We start from the raw sequence: 15928 nt of genomic DNA on the forward strand, positions 1-15928 counted from the left end.
GGGCCGGGTGACAACCGGCCCCGCCTCACGAGGTGTGGGGCCCGGAAGGTCTCCCGGCCGGCCCGGTGCGGACATCGAGTGGTCCGGGCGTCATGCGTGGTTCCGCCCGCCCCGTCCACCGGGTCCCCGTACACGGAGACCACGTGTACAGAGCATAGATCCTCAATAGATCGGCCTCTGTGAGAGTCGGACCAACGACAAGCTCGATCAGAGGGAGTCCTGTGAGCACCACCACGCCCCCGCGGCTGCGTCCTCCACGGCGGGTCGGCCTGCCGGCCGAAGCCCTCCCCCGTCCAGGCGACGCGGCGGGGCCCGCCCCACTCCCGCAGCTGCCGCTCGACGAGCGACAGCGCAAACTGATCTCGCTGCTGCTCGCCGGACACACCGACTCCAGTGCCGCGCACCGGCTGGGCGTCAGCCCCCGTACGGTCACCAACATCCTGCGCTCGCTGATGGACCGCCTCGGGGTGGAGAACCGCTTCCAGCTCGGGGTGGCTCTGGGCAGCCGGATGCGCCCGGTCAACGTACGACCGGGGCATCCGGTGCCCCGACGGAGGCCCCAGTGAGAGCCGGTGTCCGGCTGAACGCGGTCAGCGGCCGGCCGCGGGGCTGCGGGTCAGCGCGGGGTCCGTCAGCGCGACGGGTGCCAGGATCTCGTCCACCCGCGCCTTGAGCGCGGAGTCGAGAACGAACTCGCAGGCCGAGGCGTTGGCCCGGATCTGCTCGGGCCGGCTGGCCCCGATGATCGCGGCGGACACGTTCTCCTCGTGCAGCACCCAGGCCAGCGCGAGCGTGGCCACCGGGACCCCGGCCTCGCGGGCCGGCGGGAGCAGCCGCTGGACGGCCGCCAGGACGTCCTCGCGCAGCAGTCCCTCGACGAAGTGGCCGCCGAATCCCTTGGTGTCCGTGGCCCGCGAGCCGGCCGGCGGGGGGCTGTCCGGCCGGTACTTGCCGGTGAGGACTCCTTGGGCGAGCGGGGAGAAGGCGAGCTGGCCGAGGCCGAGTTCCCGGCAGACCGGGAGCACCTCGGCCTCGATCACGCGGTGCAGTGCCGAGTAGCGCGGCTGGTTGGACACCAGCGGTACGCGCAGTTCGCGGGCCAGCGCGTGGCCCGCACGGATCTCCTCGGCGCGCCACTCGGACACCCCGATGTAGAGCGCCTTGCCCTGGCGCACGATGTCGGCGAACGCCAGCATCGTCTCCTCCAGCGGCGTGCCGTGGTCGTAGCGGTGGGCCTGGAAGAGGTCGACGTAGTCGGTGCCCAGCCGCCGCAGGGAGGCGTCGACGGACTCCATGAGGTGCTTGCGCGAAAGACCCCGGTCGTTGGGACCGGGGCCCACGGGCCAGAACGCCTTGGTGAAGATCTCCACGCTCTCCCGGCGCTCGCCCTTGAGCGCGCGGCCGAGTATCTCCTCGCCCGCGCCGAAGGCGTAACCGTCGGCGGTGTCGAAACTGGTGATGCCGCAGTCCAGGGCGGCCCGGACGCAGGACACCGAGAGGCCCTCGTCGATCTGCGCCCCGTGGGTGATCCAGTTGCCGTACGCAATCTCGCTCACCCACAGGCCGCTGCGGCCGAGCTGACGGTGTTTCACTCCTGCTCCTCGGGGCCCGACACGTCCGGGCGCGTCCAGAAGTGCACGGTGACGGACTTGCGGCCGACGGGTCCGGGGGCGAGTACCGGCGAGACGCCGTGCAGCGAACGGGAGGTCGTCTCGATCAGGACGCTGCGGTTGAACACGGGCAGGACGCGCGCACGGGCGGCCCGGGCGTCGGGCTCCCACAGTTCGAGCAGTCCGCCGTCGGCCTCCTGCCAGTCCTCGTTGAGGTAGGTGAACAGGGAGTAGCGCCGCAGCCAGCGGGTTTCGGGGTGGCGGTTGGAGCCGATGTGGGCGGCGTGCACCGCGCCCCGGGTGGAGACGCGGTAGCTGCCCCAGTCGCCCGCCGGGTCGGTGCACAGGTCCGGGATTCCGGTGACGGCGCTGATCCGCGCGGCCAGTTCGTCGGAGAGCAGCGCCTCGCAGAGCGCCCGCAGGGCCGGGTCGGCCAGCGTGCGGTCCTGGGAGTGCCAGCGGGGGTTGTCGGCGGCCTTGACGACCATCCGGTCGAGGTGCGGATAGCCGTCGGCCGCCGCGCGCAGGGCCTGCGGGTCGATCAGGCCGTTCCACACGTAGTGGTCGTACGGTGCGCGGCGCAGGCAGTCGGCCGCGGGGTCGTGCAGCTGCCGCTCCAGTGCCTCAAGGTCGATCATGGTGTGCCTCTTTCTCCTGTCGGGTGCCGGTGGGGCTGTGGTCTTCGGCCGCGGGGGCCGGTTCGGGGGCCGACGGGGTGATGTCCAGCCGGGCCCGCCCGTTGAGGCAGTGACCGGACGGGACCTCGAACCGCCAGCCGTGCTGGGGGCAGACGATGGTGTTCTGCTCCGGGTCGTAGTCCTCCGCGCCGAGCTTCGCGCCGACGTGCGGGCAGGTGTCGGGGACGGTGAAGCTGCCCGCACCGGTCTCCAGGCGGAAGGTGCCGGGAGTCCGTTCGCGTACGCGGTCCAACTGCGCGGTGTACGCAGCGAGGTCGTCCGGCGCGCTGCAGCGCAGCACCGACATCAGCTCCTCGTTGTAGGCGTCCAGGGAGGGCCGCCAGGCGCTGAAGCGGAAGGAGAAGAAGAACTCCTCCCAGTTCATCTCGCCGCGCAGGACGGCGGGCACGAAGCGGGATTCCAAGGTGAACCGGTAGTCGTGGGGGGTGTCGTCGGGATCGCCGCGCCGTACGCGCAGTTCCGGGAAGTCCACGAACCAGGTGCCGCCGCCGGGGCCCCGCACGTCGAAGGCCACGACCGCCCCGACCTCGCGGCAGGCCTTCTCGGCCACCTGGAACAGCGCCTCGAAGTGCCGCGCGAAGTCGTCGAAGAGATCGTTGCGGGGGTCGGGGTGGGCGGCCAGCACCCGTGCGACCGCGGAGGCGCGGCGCCGCGCGTACCGCTCGGTGTATTCCGGCAGCCTCGCCCAGTCGAACTCCTCGCGGATGCCCGCGTCGGGCGTCAGCCGCGCGGTGGCGACTTCGAGCACGTCGCCCGGCAGCGGGGCGACGCAGCGGGACGCCAGGTCGGGCTGCTCCTGCTCCAGCCACCGCAGCAGGTCCGGCGGGGTGGTGAAGATGGAGGCCGGGTCGAAGAAGTGCGGGGTCAGCGACGGGTCCAGCAGGATCGGCGGTCCGGCGAACGCCACGGCCGCGCGCGGCTTCAGCGCCCGCATGTAACGGGTCCAGCGCCGCAGCGAGTTGGCCTTCTTGGCGGCGGAGGCGGCGGCGGCCTGCTCGGGCGGGAAGGAGTAGGCGAAGGGGAACCAGGTGGCGCCGGAGAACTGCGCCATCACCACGTCCACCCGCGGGTACAGCCGTCGCAGCATGCGCAGTTGGGCGCGGTCCACCTGGCAGTCGTTCAGGTTGACCACGACCTGGCCGGTCGCGGTGTCCTCGATGACCAGGGCCGAGTCCTGGTGCCTGGGCGTGGGCGAGAGGACCAGCCGCAGCCGCAGGCTCCCGGCCTCGAAGACCTCGCCGTCCTGGAGCAGGGTGGGGGCGGGGCCTCGCAGGCCTTCCACCAGGCGGTGCCAGCTGGGCAGCGGATAGTCGGGCATCAGCAGCCGCACGGACGGGTCGAGGGCGTTCAGGACGTCGGCGTCGAAGTGGTCCTCGTGGTCGTGCGACACGTACACATGGGTGGCGTCGGCCATGAGGCCCGCGCACGCCGAGTTGTCCGGCAGCTGGTGCCAGCCCGACAGGAACGCGCCGCCCTCGGAGAACCAGGGGTCGCAGACCAGCCGTACGTCGTCGGTCTCGATGAGGGCGCCGGCGTGTCCGAGGAAAGTGATCTTCATGGCTGCTTCCGTGGGTGGGGGGCGGTCCGGCCCTTGCGGGCCACTACGAGGTGCCGGGCGAGATTGGGGTCAGGGTCGCCCGCGAAGGGGCGGCCCACCAGGTCCACGACCAGGCCGAGCGAGGCGAGCAGGGAGCGGAACTCGTCGAGCGGGAGCACGTGGAGGACCGAGTGGAGGATCTGAGCCGCCTGCGTCCCGTCCTCGGCGAGAGCGATCATCCGATGCCCCAGGACCCGGCCGCCCGGGTGGACGAAGCTCTCGCTGAGCAGCAGGTGCGGGCCGGTGCGGAAGACCGATCCGTGCGGCCGTCGGAGCACTTGGCGGCCCTCGTCGAAGCCCGTGCTGCCGTCCTCCGCGAGGAGCAGGTCGAAGACGGCCGTGCCGTCGTCGCGCAGCCGCTCCAGCAGCGGAGGCAGCAGCTCCGCGAGGCGTTGCGGGGAGAAGAAGTTCGCCGCGTCGTACGTCAGCAGCAGGGTGTCGAACTCCCGGTCCGGCGGCAGGAGTTCGGTCTGCGAGATGTCCGCACGCAGGAAGTCGTAGTGGGGTGTGTCCGCGAACCGTTCTGCGGCGTGCTCGATCACGGCGGGTCCCGCGTCGACGCCCAGATAGCGCTCGACACCGCGTGCGTGCAGTGCGCTCGCGTAGTTGCCGGGGCCGCAGAGCGGGTGGTGCACCGCCCGCGGCCGGGGCGTCAGGGCGTACAGCCAGTCGAGCTGGCGGGCGATCACGGCCGGCGGGCGGGAGGAGTCGGTGGTCGACGGGTCGAGCTGGGCGCGCAGCAGCCGGCTGCTGAATTCCGCATCGCCGAAGGGCAGCGGGGGCAGTTCCGAGAGCTCCCGTTCCGTCATTCCGGTCAGGTCCGGCAGGTCCGGCAGGACGGCACGGGCGCCCGATCTGAGAAATACCTCGGCTTTCTTCTGCGCACCGGTTGATTCCTGCACGGACTTTTCTGCGACAGGCATGACGGGTCCATAAAGGTAGTCGGAGGGAAAGGGGGAATGCGAAGCGCGTGCGTTCAAAAAGCGTGCGCCGACGGGCCGTTCATTGTCATTCGCCTTGCTGAAATCCGCTGTCGGGCGACGGGCCGGAGCCGGGGAGCCGGCGCTCAGGCGGGCCGGAGCCGGGGAGCCGGCGCTCAGGCGGCCCGCAGCCGTGGCAGGTCCGGCTGCACCCGTTCGAGGTGGGCGGTCATGACGGCCGCCTTCGCCCGCAGGCCGCCTTCCGCGACCGCGGCCCGCCGCTCCCCCTCGGGCAGGGACAGCAGCTTGTGGGCCGTGACGACGAGTGGCATCCCGAAGTGGTAGGCGGCCACCAGCCGGTACGCGAGGAGCAGGTCCTCCGCCTCGGCGCTCCGGCCGCCCGGTTCAGGACCGGCCCGGTGCGCGTGCACCGCGGCTTCGCCGAGCTCCCACAGCGCCTCCGGGCCGAGACCGCGTGCCGGGGCCGAGGTCAGGACCAGGGTGGCCAGGTCCTCGCCGGCCGGGCCCACACCGGTCTGTCCCCAGTCGACGGCCACGGTCCCCTTCTCGGTGCGGAAGAGGTTGCGGGGCGTCAGATCGCGGTGCACCAGGGTCGCGGGCAGGCCACGCAGCCGCCGGACGGCGTCGTCGTGGTGCCGCCAGAGGGCGCGCAGGGCCGTCACGGCCGTACGCGGAAACAGTGCGCGCAGCAGCGGATCGGCCGACCCGGACGCGTCGCCGGCACGGTCGATCAGCTCCGCCATGCTGCCCAGCGCGGCCTGCTCGACGAACGGCCTGCAGTACCAGGGGTACGGTCCCGGCGGGTGCGCCGCGTGGCGGGAGTGGAAGGCGCCGAGCCGCCGTGCCGTGTCCAGCAGGTCCTGGGCACTCCACTCCTCCCCCGGCAGCCCCCTTACCCGCTCCAGCCACAGCCACATCCGGTCCTCCGCCTGCGGGACCACGTCCAGCAGGCGAGGCGCGGCGAACCCGCCGGCCGGGCGGTCCAGCAGCCCTGAGCCGAGGGCCAGCGCCTCACGGCGCCAGTAGGCCCAGTCGTCCTGGGCGTCGCCCCCGTCGTCGATCTGCCGCACCCGGTCCGCGGGGCCGGGGGTCCAGGGGCGGTGGCGGACCTGTTTGAGCACCAGTTCCCAGGGGTGGTCGGCGCCGTGCGCACGGGCCGTGCCGCGTACGACGTGCAGTCCCGCGCTCGACCTGCTCCAGCTCTGGTACGAGATGGGTTCGGCGGTGCAGTCCGTCACCCGCGCGCCCGGGTCGCCGAGCAGGGCGCCGACCGGGCGCCGCAGGTCCTGCGGGGTGAGGGTGAGCGTGGAGCGGGGGTGGTACGGAGGGCCTTCCGTCCGCCCGCTGTGCCGGTCCTTCATCTACGCGGCGCCGCGCGCGGCTTCGACGGCGGCGTGCAGATAGCCGCGCAGCCGGTCGCTGTCGACCAGGTCGGTGCAGAGCGCCGCCGCCCGGTGGCCGGACTCCAGGGAGCCCAGTTCGTGGGCGAGGCGCGCGCGCAGCACCCGCGCGAGGTGCGAGGTGTCCTCGGGGTCGGGCTGGACGCGGGAGAGGTATTCGATGACGTGGGCGAAGGCCAGGGCCGCGTGGACGATGCCGAAGGCGGGGCGCTCCTCCTCCTTCCACGGGGAGTGGAAGGTGGGGCCGTCGGGGAAGACGACGTTCTCCGCGCTGAGGCACTCGTTGAGCCACGAGTGGGTGGCCTCGTGCACCAGCGTCTCGGCCAGCCGCAGCGGTTCGTCCGTCCAGTTGAGCACGACGGTGCCCGGCAGGAAGTCGAAGGTGTAGCTGCGGCAGGCCTCGCCCAGGGCGACGGTCCCGGTCCGCACGACCACGGCGGTCGAGGAGCGGAGCACGTCGCAGCCCACGGCCAGGGCGGCGTCGATCGCACCGTTCAGCGTGCGGGCGAGGGCGTCCTGTTCCGCCGCGTCCGGTGGCACGGGCCGCTCCAGCAGGTACATCTGGCTGAGGAGTTTCTCGTCGTCGACCGCGGTGCAGTCGGCGGCACGGACCACCAGGACCGGGCCGGCCTTGGTGGGCACGGCGGCTCGGCGCAGTTGTGCCCGGTCCTGCCAGAGCCGCACGGCCTGCCGGGCCCGCTCGGGGTCGCGGGTCCGGGCGGCGGCCCTGGCCTGCTGGAACGCGTGGTGCAGGATCGCGTTGTCGAAGGCGTCCAGGTCGCCTTCGGTGCGGGTGAGGGTGGCTTCGGGGGCGAGGGTGGCGAGGCTGGCCAGGACGCGGCGCTCGCGCTCGGTGCGCTCCGTGACGATCGTCTCGGTGAGCTGCGCCCGCAGCTCGCTGACGCTCGCGGCGGTGACGGTCATGCCGGGTTCCCTTCTGTCCGTGCTGCGCGGACGGGTCGCGGGAGGTGGGTGGAGGGAGGTCGTACGCACCCGGGGTGGAGGAGCGGTGTCGTACGTACGCGGGGGAGGTCAGCGCACGGCCTGGGCGGCCGACCACTTGGCCAGGTGGGCCGCTTTCTCCTCCTCGGTCAGGGGGCGCAGCGCACGTACGTAGTCGAAGGGCGACTTGGTGGCGAACTGGCGCCGGTGCCAGCAGGGGTACATGAACCCGATGAGCTCCGAGACCACGCTGATGCCGGTGGTCCGCCCGAGCCGCTCCGGCACCGCGTCGCGCAGCGTCAGCAGCTGTGCGTGGAGGCGCTCGGCCGTCAGTCGGCTCGTGTCGCCCGCGCGCAGGCCGTGGTGGGCGATCCGGTCGTGGAGCTGGTGGGCGAAGCAGTCGGCGAGGAGCGAGCCGAGCCAGTACCGGTCCTCGGCGGGCAGCGGGGCGTCCCGCACACCGACCACCCCTTCGGCCCGCAGCCACTGGTCGATCCAGGCGTGGGCGCCCTCGCGCAGCAGCGCCTCGGCCAGCTCCACGGGGTCCTCGGGCCGCCCGGTGAGCCACGCGAGCTCGCTGGCGACGTCCGGGCGGGCGTCCTCGGCGAACACGACGGCGCCGACGGCCAGTTCCAGCACATGGCGCAGCCGGGTCCGCTCCAGCACGGTGACGGCTTCCGCGGTGGCCCGGCGGAGGCCGGGTGCGGCGGGCGTCAGGGTGGGGCGGTCGGCACCGGCCGAGGAGGAGCCGTCGCCCGGGGCGGCGGCCGGGCGGGCTTCGAGGACCGCCACCTCCGGCCCGTCCTCCAGGCGCAGGAACGCGGCCCGCCGGTCGGACGGTGCGAGGGCGAGGGCGGACAGGGCGCGCCCGGTGGGCGGGGAGGCGTCGGCGGGTGGCCCCGCCGGGTGTGCGGTCCCGCCGAGGTGGGGCTCTATCCACTGGAGGAAGGAGTGGATCGCCCGGCCGTCCAGCGAGGCGTTCCAGACGCGGTTCTCCGACTCGTCGAGGTCGATCGCGGAGGTGGGGAGCAGGAACATGGGGTGGGTACCTTTCAGGCGGCGCCGGTCGGGAGCGCGGCGGCCACGTGGTCGATGACCTTGCGCCGGTGGTCGCAGTAGTCCTCTTCGAATCCGGTGCCCTCGAAGCGCATCCGGTCGGGCAGGGCGCCGCCGCGGCAGGTGCGGACGTGGGAGCACCCGCTGCACTTGTCGAGCAGTGCGGTGAGGTCGCCGCGCAGTGCGGGGTTGCTGTCGAGGGTGAGGAGACCGTCGACGGTCTTCAGCTCGTCCACGGTGCCCAGCAGCGCACCGGGCATGGAGAGTTCGTCGGAGCTGCCGATCCGGCCGTCGGGGTAGAGCGTGACGACGTACGGCTCCTTTCGCTCGCTGAAGCCGGTATAGGCGGTCGGCAGGTCGGACAGGGAGCGGATGATGCTGAAGAACGGCTCCAGGACGTACGAGCGGTAGGACTTGGTCGCCTGCCAGTGCTCGAACGCCTCCGTCAGGAACTGCGCGTACTCGTCGGGCGTGGTCGCCCAGCCGGGCATCCCGGTGCCGTCGGGGTTGAGGAGCTGGAGCGAGGCGGCGTTGGGGGTGAGGTACTCCTTGGACCGTACGTTGAAGTCCAGGCAGCCGGAGAGCTTGACGACCTTCACTGCCTCGAACTCCCTGAGGGAGTCCAGGACTTCACCGGCCCGGCCGAGGATGTGGCGGGTGACCACCGCGATCACGCCGACCTGCCGTCCCCGGGAGGCCAGCAGTTCCAGGGCCCGTACCACCTTGGGATAGGTGGGCCGGTCGCGGAAGTCGACGCGGTGGGAGTTGCCCCGCTCGTCGCCGTCGAGGCTGACGCCGATCTCGATGTCCGGCCACTCGCGGTCGAAGAGGTCCAGCCAGGCGTTGTTGAGCAGGATGCCGTTGGTCTGCATCGTCAGGCTGGTGGGGCCCTCGTACTGGCGCAGGACGGTGAGCAGTTCGGACATGCGGCGCCGGCCGGCGAGCAGCGGTTCGCCGCCGTGCAGTTCGACGGCCAGCGGCCGGCCTCCGCACGCATCGAGGAATTTCTTCAGAAGTTCCGGTTCGAGCATGCGGGCATTCGGATAGGGCTTTCGCCGCTCGTAGCAGTAGTGGCAGTTTATGTTGCACATTTCGCCGGGAAGTTTGAGCATGAGCAAAATGGTTTCCCCGGGCGCTGGCAGCCGCAGTTCCATACGATCCCCATTTCCTTCGCTGAGCGGTTTCAGGGGGAATGCTTCCCGCTTTTCGCGAGCACGTCCACGCTTTCCTACCGATGTGCGGGAATCAGCACGGGCCGCTCCTGGGTCTGCGCCCGGTGCGCCACCATGTTCGTGACGATCCGTCCGGCCGTGAGCCAGTCCGTGTCACCCACCATCTCCCCGAGGTGCCGCAGCGAGGGAACGCGGCCGGTCACGTCGGTGCGGCCGGGGAAGACGTGCTGGTAGGGCAGGTGGACGCGGCCGGCCGTGCTGCCGGTCTCCGCGAGGACGTGGGAGGCGAGGTCGCCGATGCTGGTCTCCCGGTCGGAGCCGATGTTGTACGCGCGGCCGGCCGACCGCCAGGCCCGGGGCTGCGCCATCAGCAGCGACAGCCGGTCGATGAACTGGTCGACGTCGGTGAAGCAGCGGCGCTGGGTGCCGTCGCCGTGGACGGTCAGCGGCTGCCCGGCGGCGGCCTGGCGCAGGAAGGTCGGCAGGACCATGCCGTAGCGGCTGCGCTGGCCGGGGCCCACGACGTTGAACGGCCGCACCACGAGCACCGGGCGGTAGCGGGACGCCTCGCGTCCGAGGTGTTCGAGTTCCCATTTGCCGGTGGCGTAGCCCGGGGTGCCGCCGTCGTAGGTCAGCGGGAGCAGGCGGTCGACCGGCTCGTCCTCGTCCAGCGCCGTATGACCGTCGGACAGGCCGTAGACGGCGGAGCTGGAGAACAGGACGACGGGGGTGTCCCCGGTGTGGCGCAGTACGTTGCGGGTTCCGGCAGCGCCGACCTGGTACGCGTAGTCGGCCTGGTCCGCCGCCAGGCGCATGCCCACCACCCCGGCCAGGTGCACCACCGGGCCGGCGCCGCGCGCCGCCGAGACGATGTCCTCGGGGTCCATGACACTGCCGCGGACCAGCTCCACCCCGGGCAGCCCGGTGACGGTCTGCGCCTTGCCGGTGGACAGGTCGTCCAGGACCCGGACGCGGTGCCCGGCACCCACCAGGGCGCGGACGAGGTGGCCGCCGATGAACCCGGCTCCGCCGGTGACCAGGATCGGACGGGTGGGTGAGGTGAACTCCCGCATCGAATGCTCTCCTTGAATGTGAATGTCGGCTGAAGGCTGTGCGCAGTCGGCTGTCGTCCGTGGACTGAGGGCCGTCGCCCGTGGGCCCGTGGGGCAGGGGCCCGGGGCCGGTGCGGCTCAGGGCGGACCGTGGCCGCCGGGTTCCAGGAGCGTGAGCAGCCGCCGGGCCCACCACAGGACGCGGGGCGCCCAGCCCCGTCGTTCCGGCTCGGCGGTCTCGTCGTGGAACCGTACGTAGGTGAGCAGTTGGGACAGTGCGGCGACCGGCTCGGCGAGGCGCCACACGGCCTCGCACTCGTCCGGCGACAGCAGGGGCTGCCACCCTTCGAAGCAGCGGGCGCGGGCCCTGGCGCCGGCGAGGGCGGCGGACTCGCTGCGCAGGGCCGGTGCGAGGTCCAGGAAGGGGTGGCCCACGGCCGCCTCCGCCCAGTCGAGCAGCACGATCCGCCCGGTGACCAGGTCGACGCCCCAGTTGCCCGGGTGCAGATCCCCGTGGACGAGGGTGTTGCCCGGGGGCGCCGAGGCCAGCTCGGCGCAGAGGGCGGGCAGCCGTGCCAGGGCGTCCGCCCACCGCGCCCACTCCTCGTGGGCGAGCGTGTGGGGGCGGCCGGGCGCGGGCGCCAGCAGATCGCCGCGCAGGGCCAGTTCGGGAACCCGCCGGGCCAGCGACAGGGCGTCGCGGTCCCAGCAGCCGAGTGCCCGCAGCCGTCCGGTGTCCCCGAGCAGATCGCGTTGCAGCAGGGCCAGCCGCAGCAGTGCCGCACCCCGGTCCGGTGCGGGCAGCGCGCTGCCCGACATCACCAGGGCGTCATGGGTGCACCAGTCGGGCTCGGGTGCGCCGTCGACCACCACCGCCGGTACGAAACCCCGGTACCGCTCGCCGAGGTGTGCCAGGAGCGGCCCTTCGTGCGCCAGGAACGGCAGGGTGCGTTTGTAGTAGATCCGGCCGGCGGGGGTGCAGCAGGTCAGCACGGCGGACAGGGCCCAGTTCTTGACCTCTTGGACCGGCCCGGTGCGGCGCAGGCCCACGTGGGCGAGCTGGGCGTCCATCCGCGCGGTGGCCTGCTCCGGCCAGTCCGCGCGCCGCCACGGCAGCACCTCGGGGGCCGATTGCGCATCGGCTGCCGTCCGCACCTCGGTCCGCATCTGGGAGGCGGTCCCCCGACCCCGGCGGGCGGGGTCGGGGGAGCGCCTCTCAGTGCCGGAAGAAGCGCTCACCGGTCACGGTCCAGGCCATGGCGTGGCGTTCGCAGGCCTCGCGCACCGCCGCCTCGTCGGTGCAGCCGCGCGGGGTCACCAGCTGGGTGACGCCGAGCCGGGCGGCCAGTTCCACCACTTCGACGAACGGGAAGTGGTTGTCGGCGGCCAGGGTCACGCCCTTGAGCTGCGGCGCGGTGTCCCAGTCGGGTACCCGGTCCGCGTCGGCGGGATCGCGCAGCAGGCCCGCGAGTTCGTCGCGCACGGACGGCGTGAGGTCGCCCTCGGCGAGCCGGGCCCGCCACACGGAGCGCTGGGCGGCCGTGACTTCCGTACGGAAGCGCAGGTCCGCCAGGTCGGGGTGGTGGCGCCGCCGCCAGAGGCCGGCCCGGCCCGCGGCGAGCCGCATGCAGTCCAGCCGGTTCTGCTGGCCCATCCCGATGCCGATCGTCCGGCCCTCGACCGCGAGGACCATGGCGTTGGACTGGGCCTGGGAGACCGCCAGGACGGCGACGGCGAGGCTGTCGGGGTCGTGCGGGGTGCCGCACAGCGTCTCCAGGCCGCCCGCGAACCCGGGTCCGGGCCGGCTCTCCCGTACGATCCGCAGCCCGAAGGTCTCCAGGTGCTCGCGCTGCACCGTGGGTCCGGGGCGGGAGAGTCCGCGCAGCACGATGCAGGTGCCGTCGTTGAGCCGGCTGAGCCGCTCCAGAGCGGTGGGGGTGCAGTCCGGGGCGATGACGCCGATGGCCCGGGTGAAGACGGACAGGTCGGTGGTGTCGTCGATGGGCCGCGACACGGCGACGAAGTCTCCGGAGGAGCACTTGGGCGTGGTGCTGCGCGCCCGGAGCACCGCTCGGCCCACCGGGTCGGTGGGCAGCGCGCCCCGGTCGTGGAAGGCCTCGGCACCGGGGCCGAAGGGGGCGTCGACCGCGACGCCCGCGGGCGAGGTGTGCTTCAGGGAGGCGCACGCGGCGCGCCCGGTCCTGCGTTCCAGCCTCCTCACCAGGTCCCAGCCGCCCAGCGCGTCCAGGACGTTGATGTAGGAGGGGGAACCGCTCAGCAGCTCGAACGGGGGCTCGCCCGGGGCGGCGGGTTCGGCCCAGGCCCGCTCGTGCGGGTTCAGGCCCCGCGACAGGGTGATCATGAGGTTCCTCCCGTACGGACGGCCTGCCGGACGGCGGCCGGGGGGCGGCGGGCGGCCAGCAGGGCGCCGAGCACCCCGAGCTGCCAGCCGAACTCCCAGACCAGTTCCGACCTGCCGACCGGACGCACCGCGCGCGGCAGCAGGGTGAGCAGCGCGGCCCAACCGGCGGCGTGCGCGGCCCAACCGACCGGCTCCACGCCGCTGTCGGTGAACTTGCTCCGCAGTCCGACGATGTCCGCGCCCTGGAAGCGGGCACGGCGCAGCCGGGACCGGTGCGTGGCGCGGACGCCGACGGACACCACCGTGTCGGCCAACCCGATGCTGTGGCCCGCCAGTTGGGCACGCCAGGAGACGTCGAGGTCGGCCAGGGCGGGCAACGCGTCGTCGAATCCGCCGATTTCGTCGAAGAGCGCACGGGTCATGCCCATCAGGCCGCCCAGGACGTGCGGAAGGAACAGGCTCGCCGTGAGCACCTCGCACAGCTGGTCGGCCGGGGTGCGGCGGAGCACCTGGGGCGGGTTGAGGCGGGTGTAGTCGATGGAGGCGGTGACCAGGGCGGCGTGTCGCAGCGCGGCGGCCATGGCGTCCAGGTAGCCGTCGGCGATCTCGTCGTCGGCGTCCAGGAAGAGCAGTTCGCCCGCCGTGGTGGCGCGGGCTCCGGTGTTGCGTGCGGCGCCGGTGCCCCGCCGCTCGGGGTGGGTGACGACCCGTACGGCGGGCAGGGCGTGCCGGTGGGCGTCCACGGTGGCGGCCAGGTCGTCGGTCGACCCGTCGTCCACGATGATCAGTTCCCAGTCGAGGCGGGTGTTCTGGCGGGCGAGCGCCGCCAGTTGGCGTCCGACGCAGTGCGCGGCGTTGAGGCAGGGGATGACGACGGCCAGGGTCATCACGCCACCGCCGGCACATGCTGCTCGGTGGCCAGGCAGGCGTCGATCGCCCCGAGGAGTCCGGCCATCCGCTCGTCCTCGTGGGCTCCCGCGGTGTTGCGGAAGACGTGCACGGGCGGCAGGTAGGGAGGCGGGTCCTCCAGCAGCAGGGTCCGGTAGACCTCGCTGACCTGGCCGAGGGTGTAGCTGTTCTCGTAGTGCCGGATGCTCTTGCCGCGGGCGACGACGCGGTGCGCGGCCTCGTCGACCGGTACGTCGAGGTAGAGGATCAGGTCGGGCAGGAGGGTGCCGGCGGCGTGGTGGCGGTCGAGCGTCTCGCGCGCCGGAATGCCGTACAGGGCCTCCAGATAGACCGCGTCGCTGAAGACGTAGCGGTCGGACAGCACGCTGCGGTCGCGCAGCAGGTCCTCGACGGCAAGCGCCTGGTGCCGCTTGTCGCGGAAGTAGGCCTCGGTGATCTCCCGGTTCGAGTGCCGGTGCGGGCGGTCCTCCCGTACGTCGATGATCACTCGGGCCGCGCTCGGGTCGAGCCACGAGTGCTGGCCGATCCGCGAGAGGGGGTGACCGCCGTCGCGCACATGGGTGGCGATCAGCCGTGCGGTGGTCGTCTTGCCGGATCCGTCGACGCCTTCGAGGGCGAGGAATCGGTGGCGGTTGCTGCGGGGCATTTGGTTCTCCGTACCTGCGGGCGGGATGGGACGGGGGCGAACGCGGCGGCGGTCAGCGGGACGCGGCGACGGGGCGCGACGCGTCCCCCGCCGTCCGGTCGCGGGCCCAGGCGAGTGCGGACTCCATCACCTGGGACATCGAGGAGTACGTCCACGAGCCGTAGCGGCCGAGCGAGGCCAGGCCCCGGGACGACAGGAAGTCCCGGGCGCGGTCGGCGACCTGCCGGCTGTCGTCCGTGAAGACGACATAGCCGGGGTCGGCGGTGAACACCCGGGTGCCGACGATCTCGGCGTCCCCGCCCAGCAGCCCCGTCCCGCGCACACCGCGTACGACCTGCTCGGTGAGTGCGGCGTCGTCGGGGCCCGGTTCCTCCGCGCGCTCGACCACCTCGGCGAGCACGCCCCATCCGTCGGCCGGTGCCATGTCCGGATCGAACTCGGTCATGAAGACCAGCCGGGTGAAGGGCACGTCCGGGTCGGTGCAGTAGCGCCAGTGCCCGGTGCCCTCGGGACGCGTCCCGCGCACCGCGAGCGCCACCGACCTGACCCGGTTGCGGGGCAACGCGTCGCAGGCGGCGACCAGTTCGGGGGGAGCCTGGTGGCTCAGCCGTACGGTGGCGGGCAGCGGCAGGGTGGAGAGGCACTCCCGGGTGTAGTGGAAACCGGTCAGGCCCTGCGGGGAGCGGGCCCACACCGTCCGGCGGTCCAGGTCAATACTCTCCACCGTGTGTCGCAGCCGCAGGTCCGCGACCTGTCCGGCGAGCGCCTCGGAGAGCACCTCCATGCCGCGGCGCCCCGGGCCCTGGGGGCGCGGGTACCAGCCGCGGGCGTTGTAGCCCTCGGTGACGGGCCGGGAGGGGTCGGCGCCGCGTTCGACGTCGGCGACCGGGGGGCGGGTGAGGTTCCAGTGGAAGCCGGAGGAGGACAGCTCGCTGAGCGGCCGGCGCCACAGCTTGGCGTTGTAGGGGAAGAAGAAGAGTTCGCAGAGCGTCCGCCCGAACGCGTCGAGCAGCAGCTCCTCGTAGTTCCGGGGCCGGCCCTCGCGCACGTGTGCGGACCTCAGATCGGCGAGGCAGGCCGCGCGGGCCTCGGGTTCGAGCCCCGCCAGGTGCAGCTGTACGGGGAAGCGGGTGGTGCCCGCGGCGGTGTCGACCCAGGCGACGGGCGGGCAGGGCTGCAGTACGTCGCCGAGCAGGGCCCGCACGTATTCCTCCACCGAGGGGTGGCTGAAGTAGAGCAGGTGGATGACGTGGTCGAACCAGTGGTCGCCGACGCGCTCGGTGCGCACCAGGCCACCGGGGCGCGACTGCGCCTCCAGGACCACGGCCCGGTCGCCGAGGACCGCGCCCGCCGTGAGTCCGGCCAGACCGCCGCCGAGCACGAGCGTCTCGGTCTCGACGACCTCGCGCCGGCCAGGGTGGCTGCCGGGAGTGGAGTGGGACATCGCTACACCTCGCTACGGTCCGCCGCGGCCCGGACCGGGGTCCGGGCGGGGCGGATCAGTCGGCTGGGGCGCCGTGCGGAGGGCGCGGGGGGCGGGCCC

At 73.0% G+C, this 15928-nt stretch carries 15 protein-coding genes; 1 reads left to right on the forward strand and 14 read right to left on the reverse strand.

The genetic code is table 11. From position 1 onward, the window contains the following. The first annotated feature begins 221 nt into the window (after nucleotides 1-221). Nucleotides 222-566 carry a helix-turn-helix domain-containing protein gene (locus ACWGIG_RS26540; RefSeq protein ID WP_453324186.1) on the forward strand — a complete coding sequence of 115 codons (345 nt, stop codon included), beginning with the start codon at nucleotides 222-224 and terminating at the stop codon, nucleotides 564-566. Between the two features lie 24 nt (nucleotides 567-590). Here ACWGIG_RS26540 and ACWGIG_RS26545 read toward each other — a convergent pair whose 3' ends face one another. The 14 genes from ACWGIG_RS26545 to ACWGIG_RS26610 all read right to left on the reverse strand — a co-directional run bounded on the left by ACWGIG_RS26545 (nucleotide 591) and on the right by ACWGIG_RS26610 (nucleotide 15829). Further along, nucleotides 591-1592: an aldo/keto reductase family protein gene (locus tag ACWGIG_RS26545; protein ID WP_453324187.1), complete on the reverse strand. Its 1002-nt coding sequence runs from the start codon at nucleotides 1590-1592 to the stop codon at nucleotides 591-593. Beyond that, a complete protein-coding gene (locus ACWGIG_RS26550; protein WP_453324188.1) occupies nucleotides 1589-2248 on the reverse strand; it encodes a 2OG-Fe(II) oxygenase in 660 nt (219 codons plus the stop codon). The genes ACWGIG_RS26545 and ACWGIG_RS26550 overlap by 4 nt, the downstream gene beginning before the upstream one ends. Next, complete coding sequence (locus tag ACWGIG_RS26555; protein WP_453324189.1) at nucleotides 2235-3866, reverse strand: MBL fold metallo-hydrolase; 1632 nt, start codon at nucleotides 3864-3866, stop codon at nucleotides 2235-2237. The genes ACWGIG_RS26550 and ACWGIG_RS26555 overlap by 14 nt, the downstream gene beginning before the upstream one ends. Continuing rightward, nucleotides 3863-4828: a class I SAM-dependent methyltransferase gene (locus tag ACWGIG_RS26560; protein ID WP_453324190.1), complete on the reverse strand. Its 966-nt coding sequence runs from the start codon at nucleotides 4826-4828 to the stop codon at nucleotides 3863-3865. The genes ACWGIG_RS26555 and ACWGIG_RS26560 overlap by 4 nt, the downstream gene beginning before the upstream one ends. Nucleotides 4829-5001: 173 nt before the next feature. Beyond that, nucleotides 5002-6207 carry a phosphotransferase gene (locus ACWGIG_RS26565; RefSeq protein WP_453324191.1) on the reverse strand — a complete coding sequence of 402 codons (1206 nt, stop codon included), beginning with the start codon at nucleotides 6205-6207 and terminating at the stop codon, nucleotides 5002-5004. Continuing rightward, entirely contained in the window at nucleotides 6208-7170 is a 963-nt protein-coding gene (locus tag ACWGIG_RS26570; protein WP_453324192.1) for an aKG-HExxH-type peptide beta-hydroxylase, read from the reverse strand. A gap of 108 nt (nucleotides 7171-7278) precedes the next feature. Then, entirely contained in the window at nucleotides 7279-8226 is a 948-nt protein-coding gene (locus tag ACWGIG_RS26575; RefSeq protein ID WP_453324193.1) for a hypothetical protein, read from the reverse strand. Between the two features lie 14 nt (nucleotides 8227-8240). Beyond that, nucleotides 8241-9356, reverse strand: a complete 1116-nt coding sequence (locus ACWGIG_RS26580) for a radical SAM protein (protein WP_453324194.1) — start codon at nucleotides 9354-9356, stop codon at nucleotides 8241-8243. Between the two features lie 116 nt (nucleotides 9357-9472). Beyond that, nucleotides 9473-10489 carry an NAD-dependent epimerase/dehydratase family protein gene (locus ACWGIG_RS26585; protein WP_453324195.1) on the reverse strand — a complete coding sequence of 339 codons (1017 nt, stop codon included), beginning with the start codon at nucleotides 10487-10489 and terminating at the stop codon, nucleotides 9473-9475. A gap of 117 nt (nucleotides 10490-10606) precedes the next feature. Further along, nucleotides 10607-11635 carry a phosphotransferase family protein gene (locus tag ACWGIG_RS26590; RefSeq protein ID WP_453324196.1) on the reverse strand — a complete coding sequence of 343 codons (1029 nt, stop codon included), beginning with the start codon at nucleotides 11633-11635 and terminating at the stop codon, nucleotides 10607-10609. Between the two features lie 49 nt (nucleotides 11636-11684). Continuing rightward, the gene (locus tag ACWGIG_RS26595) at nucleotides 11685-12830 is read right to left on the reverse strand and encodes a hypothetical protein (RefSeq protein ID WP_453324197.1); all 1146 of its coding nucleotides are present in this window, start codon (nucleotides 12828-12830) and stop codon (nucleotides 11685-11687) included. Next, the gene (locus ACWGIG_RS26600) at nucleotides 12827-13717 is read right to left on the reverse strand and encodes a glycosyltransferase family 2 protein (protein WP_453324198.1); all 891 of its coding nucleotides are present in this window, start codon (nucleotides 13715-13717) and stop codon (nucleotides 12827-12829) included. Before ACWGIG_RS26600 ends, ACWGIG_RS26595 begins: the two co-directional genes overlap by 4 nt. Continuing rightward, the gene (locus ACWGIG_RS26605) at nucleotides 13717-14385 is read right to left on the reverse strand and encodes an AAA family ATPase (RefSeq protein ID WP_453324199.1); all 669 of its coding nucleotides are present in this window, start codon (nucleotides 14383-14385) and stop codon (nucleotides 13717-13719) included. Before ACWGIG_RS26605 ends, ACWGIG_RS26600 begins: the two co-directional genes overlap by 1 nt. Before the next feature lie 52 nt (nucleotides 14386-14437). After that, nucleotides 14438-15829 carry a protoporphyrinogen/coproporphyrinogen oxidase gene (locus ACWGIG_RS26610; protein ID WP_453324200.1) on the reverse strand — a complete coding sequence of 464 codons (1392 nt, stop codon included), beginning with the start codon at nucleotides 15827-15829 and terminating at the stop codon, nucleotides 14438-14440. Between the last annotated feature and the right edge of the window lie 99 nt (nucleotides 15830-15928).

This window comes from Streptomyces sp. NPDC054863, assembly GCF_053610825.1.

Excerpts from the sequence above, each read along its gene's own strand:
- ACWGIG_RS26550 (WP_453324188.1), bottom strand. The coding sequence starts at position 2,248 with ATGATCGACCTTGAGGCACTGGAGCGGCAGCTGCACGACCCCGCGGCC.
- ACWGIG_RS26555 (WP_453324189.1), bottom strand. The coding sequence starts at position 3,866 with ATGAAGATCACTTTCCTCGGACACGCCGGCGCCCTCATCGAGACCGAC.
- ACWGIG_RS26560 (WP_453324190.1), bottom strand. The coding sequence starts at position 4,828 with ATGCCTGTCGCAGAAAAGTCCGTGCAGGAATCAACCGGTGCGCAGAAG.
- ACWGIG_RS26565 (WP_453324191.1), bottom strand. The coding sequence starts at position 6,207 with ATGAAGGACCGGCACAGCGGGCGGACGGAAGGCCCTCCGTACCACCCC.
- ACWGIG_RS26570 (WP_453324192.1), bottom strand. The coding sequence starts at position 7,170 with ATGACCGTCACCGCCGCGAGCGTCAGCGAGCTGCGGGCGCAGCTCACC.
- ACWGIG_RS26575 (WP_453324193.1), bottom strand. The coding sequence starts at position 8,226 with ATGTTCCTGCTCCCCACCTCCGCGATCGACCTCGACGAGTCGGAGAAC.
- ACWGIG_RS26580 (WP_453324194.1), bottom strand. The coding sequence starts at position 9,356 with ATGCTCAAACTTCCCGGCGAAATGTGCAACATAAACTGCCACTACTGC.
- ACWGIG_RS26585 (WP_453324195.1), bottom strand. The coding sequence starts at position 10,489 with ATGCGGGAGTTCACCTCACCCACCCGTCCGATCCTGGTCACCGGCGGA.
- ACWGIG_RS26590 (WP_453324196.1), bottom strand. The coding sequence starts at position 11,635 with ATGCGGACCGAGGTGCGGACGGCAGCCGATGCGCAATCGGCCCCCGAG.
- ACWGIG_RS26595 (WP_453324197.1), bottom strand. The coding sequence starts at position 12,830 with ATGATCACCCTGTCGCGGGGCCTGAACCCGCACGAGCGGGCCTGGGCC.
- ACWGIG_RS26600 (WP_453324198.1), bottom strand. The coding sequence starts at position 13,717 with ATGACCCTGGCCGTCGTCATCCCCTGCCTCAACGCCGCGCACTGCGTC.
- ACWGIG_RS26605 (WP_453324199.1), bottom strand. The coding sequence starts at position 14,385 with ATGCCCCGCAGCAACCGCCACCGATTCCTCGCCCTCGAAGGCGTCGAC.
- ACWGIG_RS26610 (WP_453324200.1), bottom strand. The coding sequence starts at position 15,829 with ATGTCCCACTCCACTCCCGGCAGCCACCCTGGCCGGCGCGAGGTCGTC.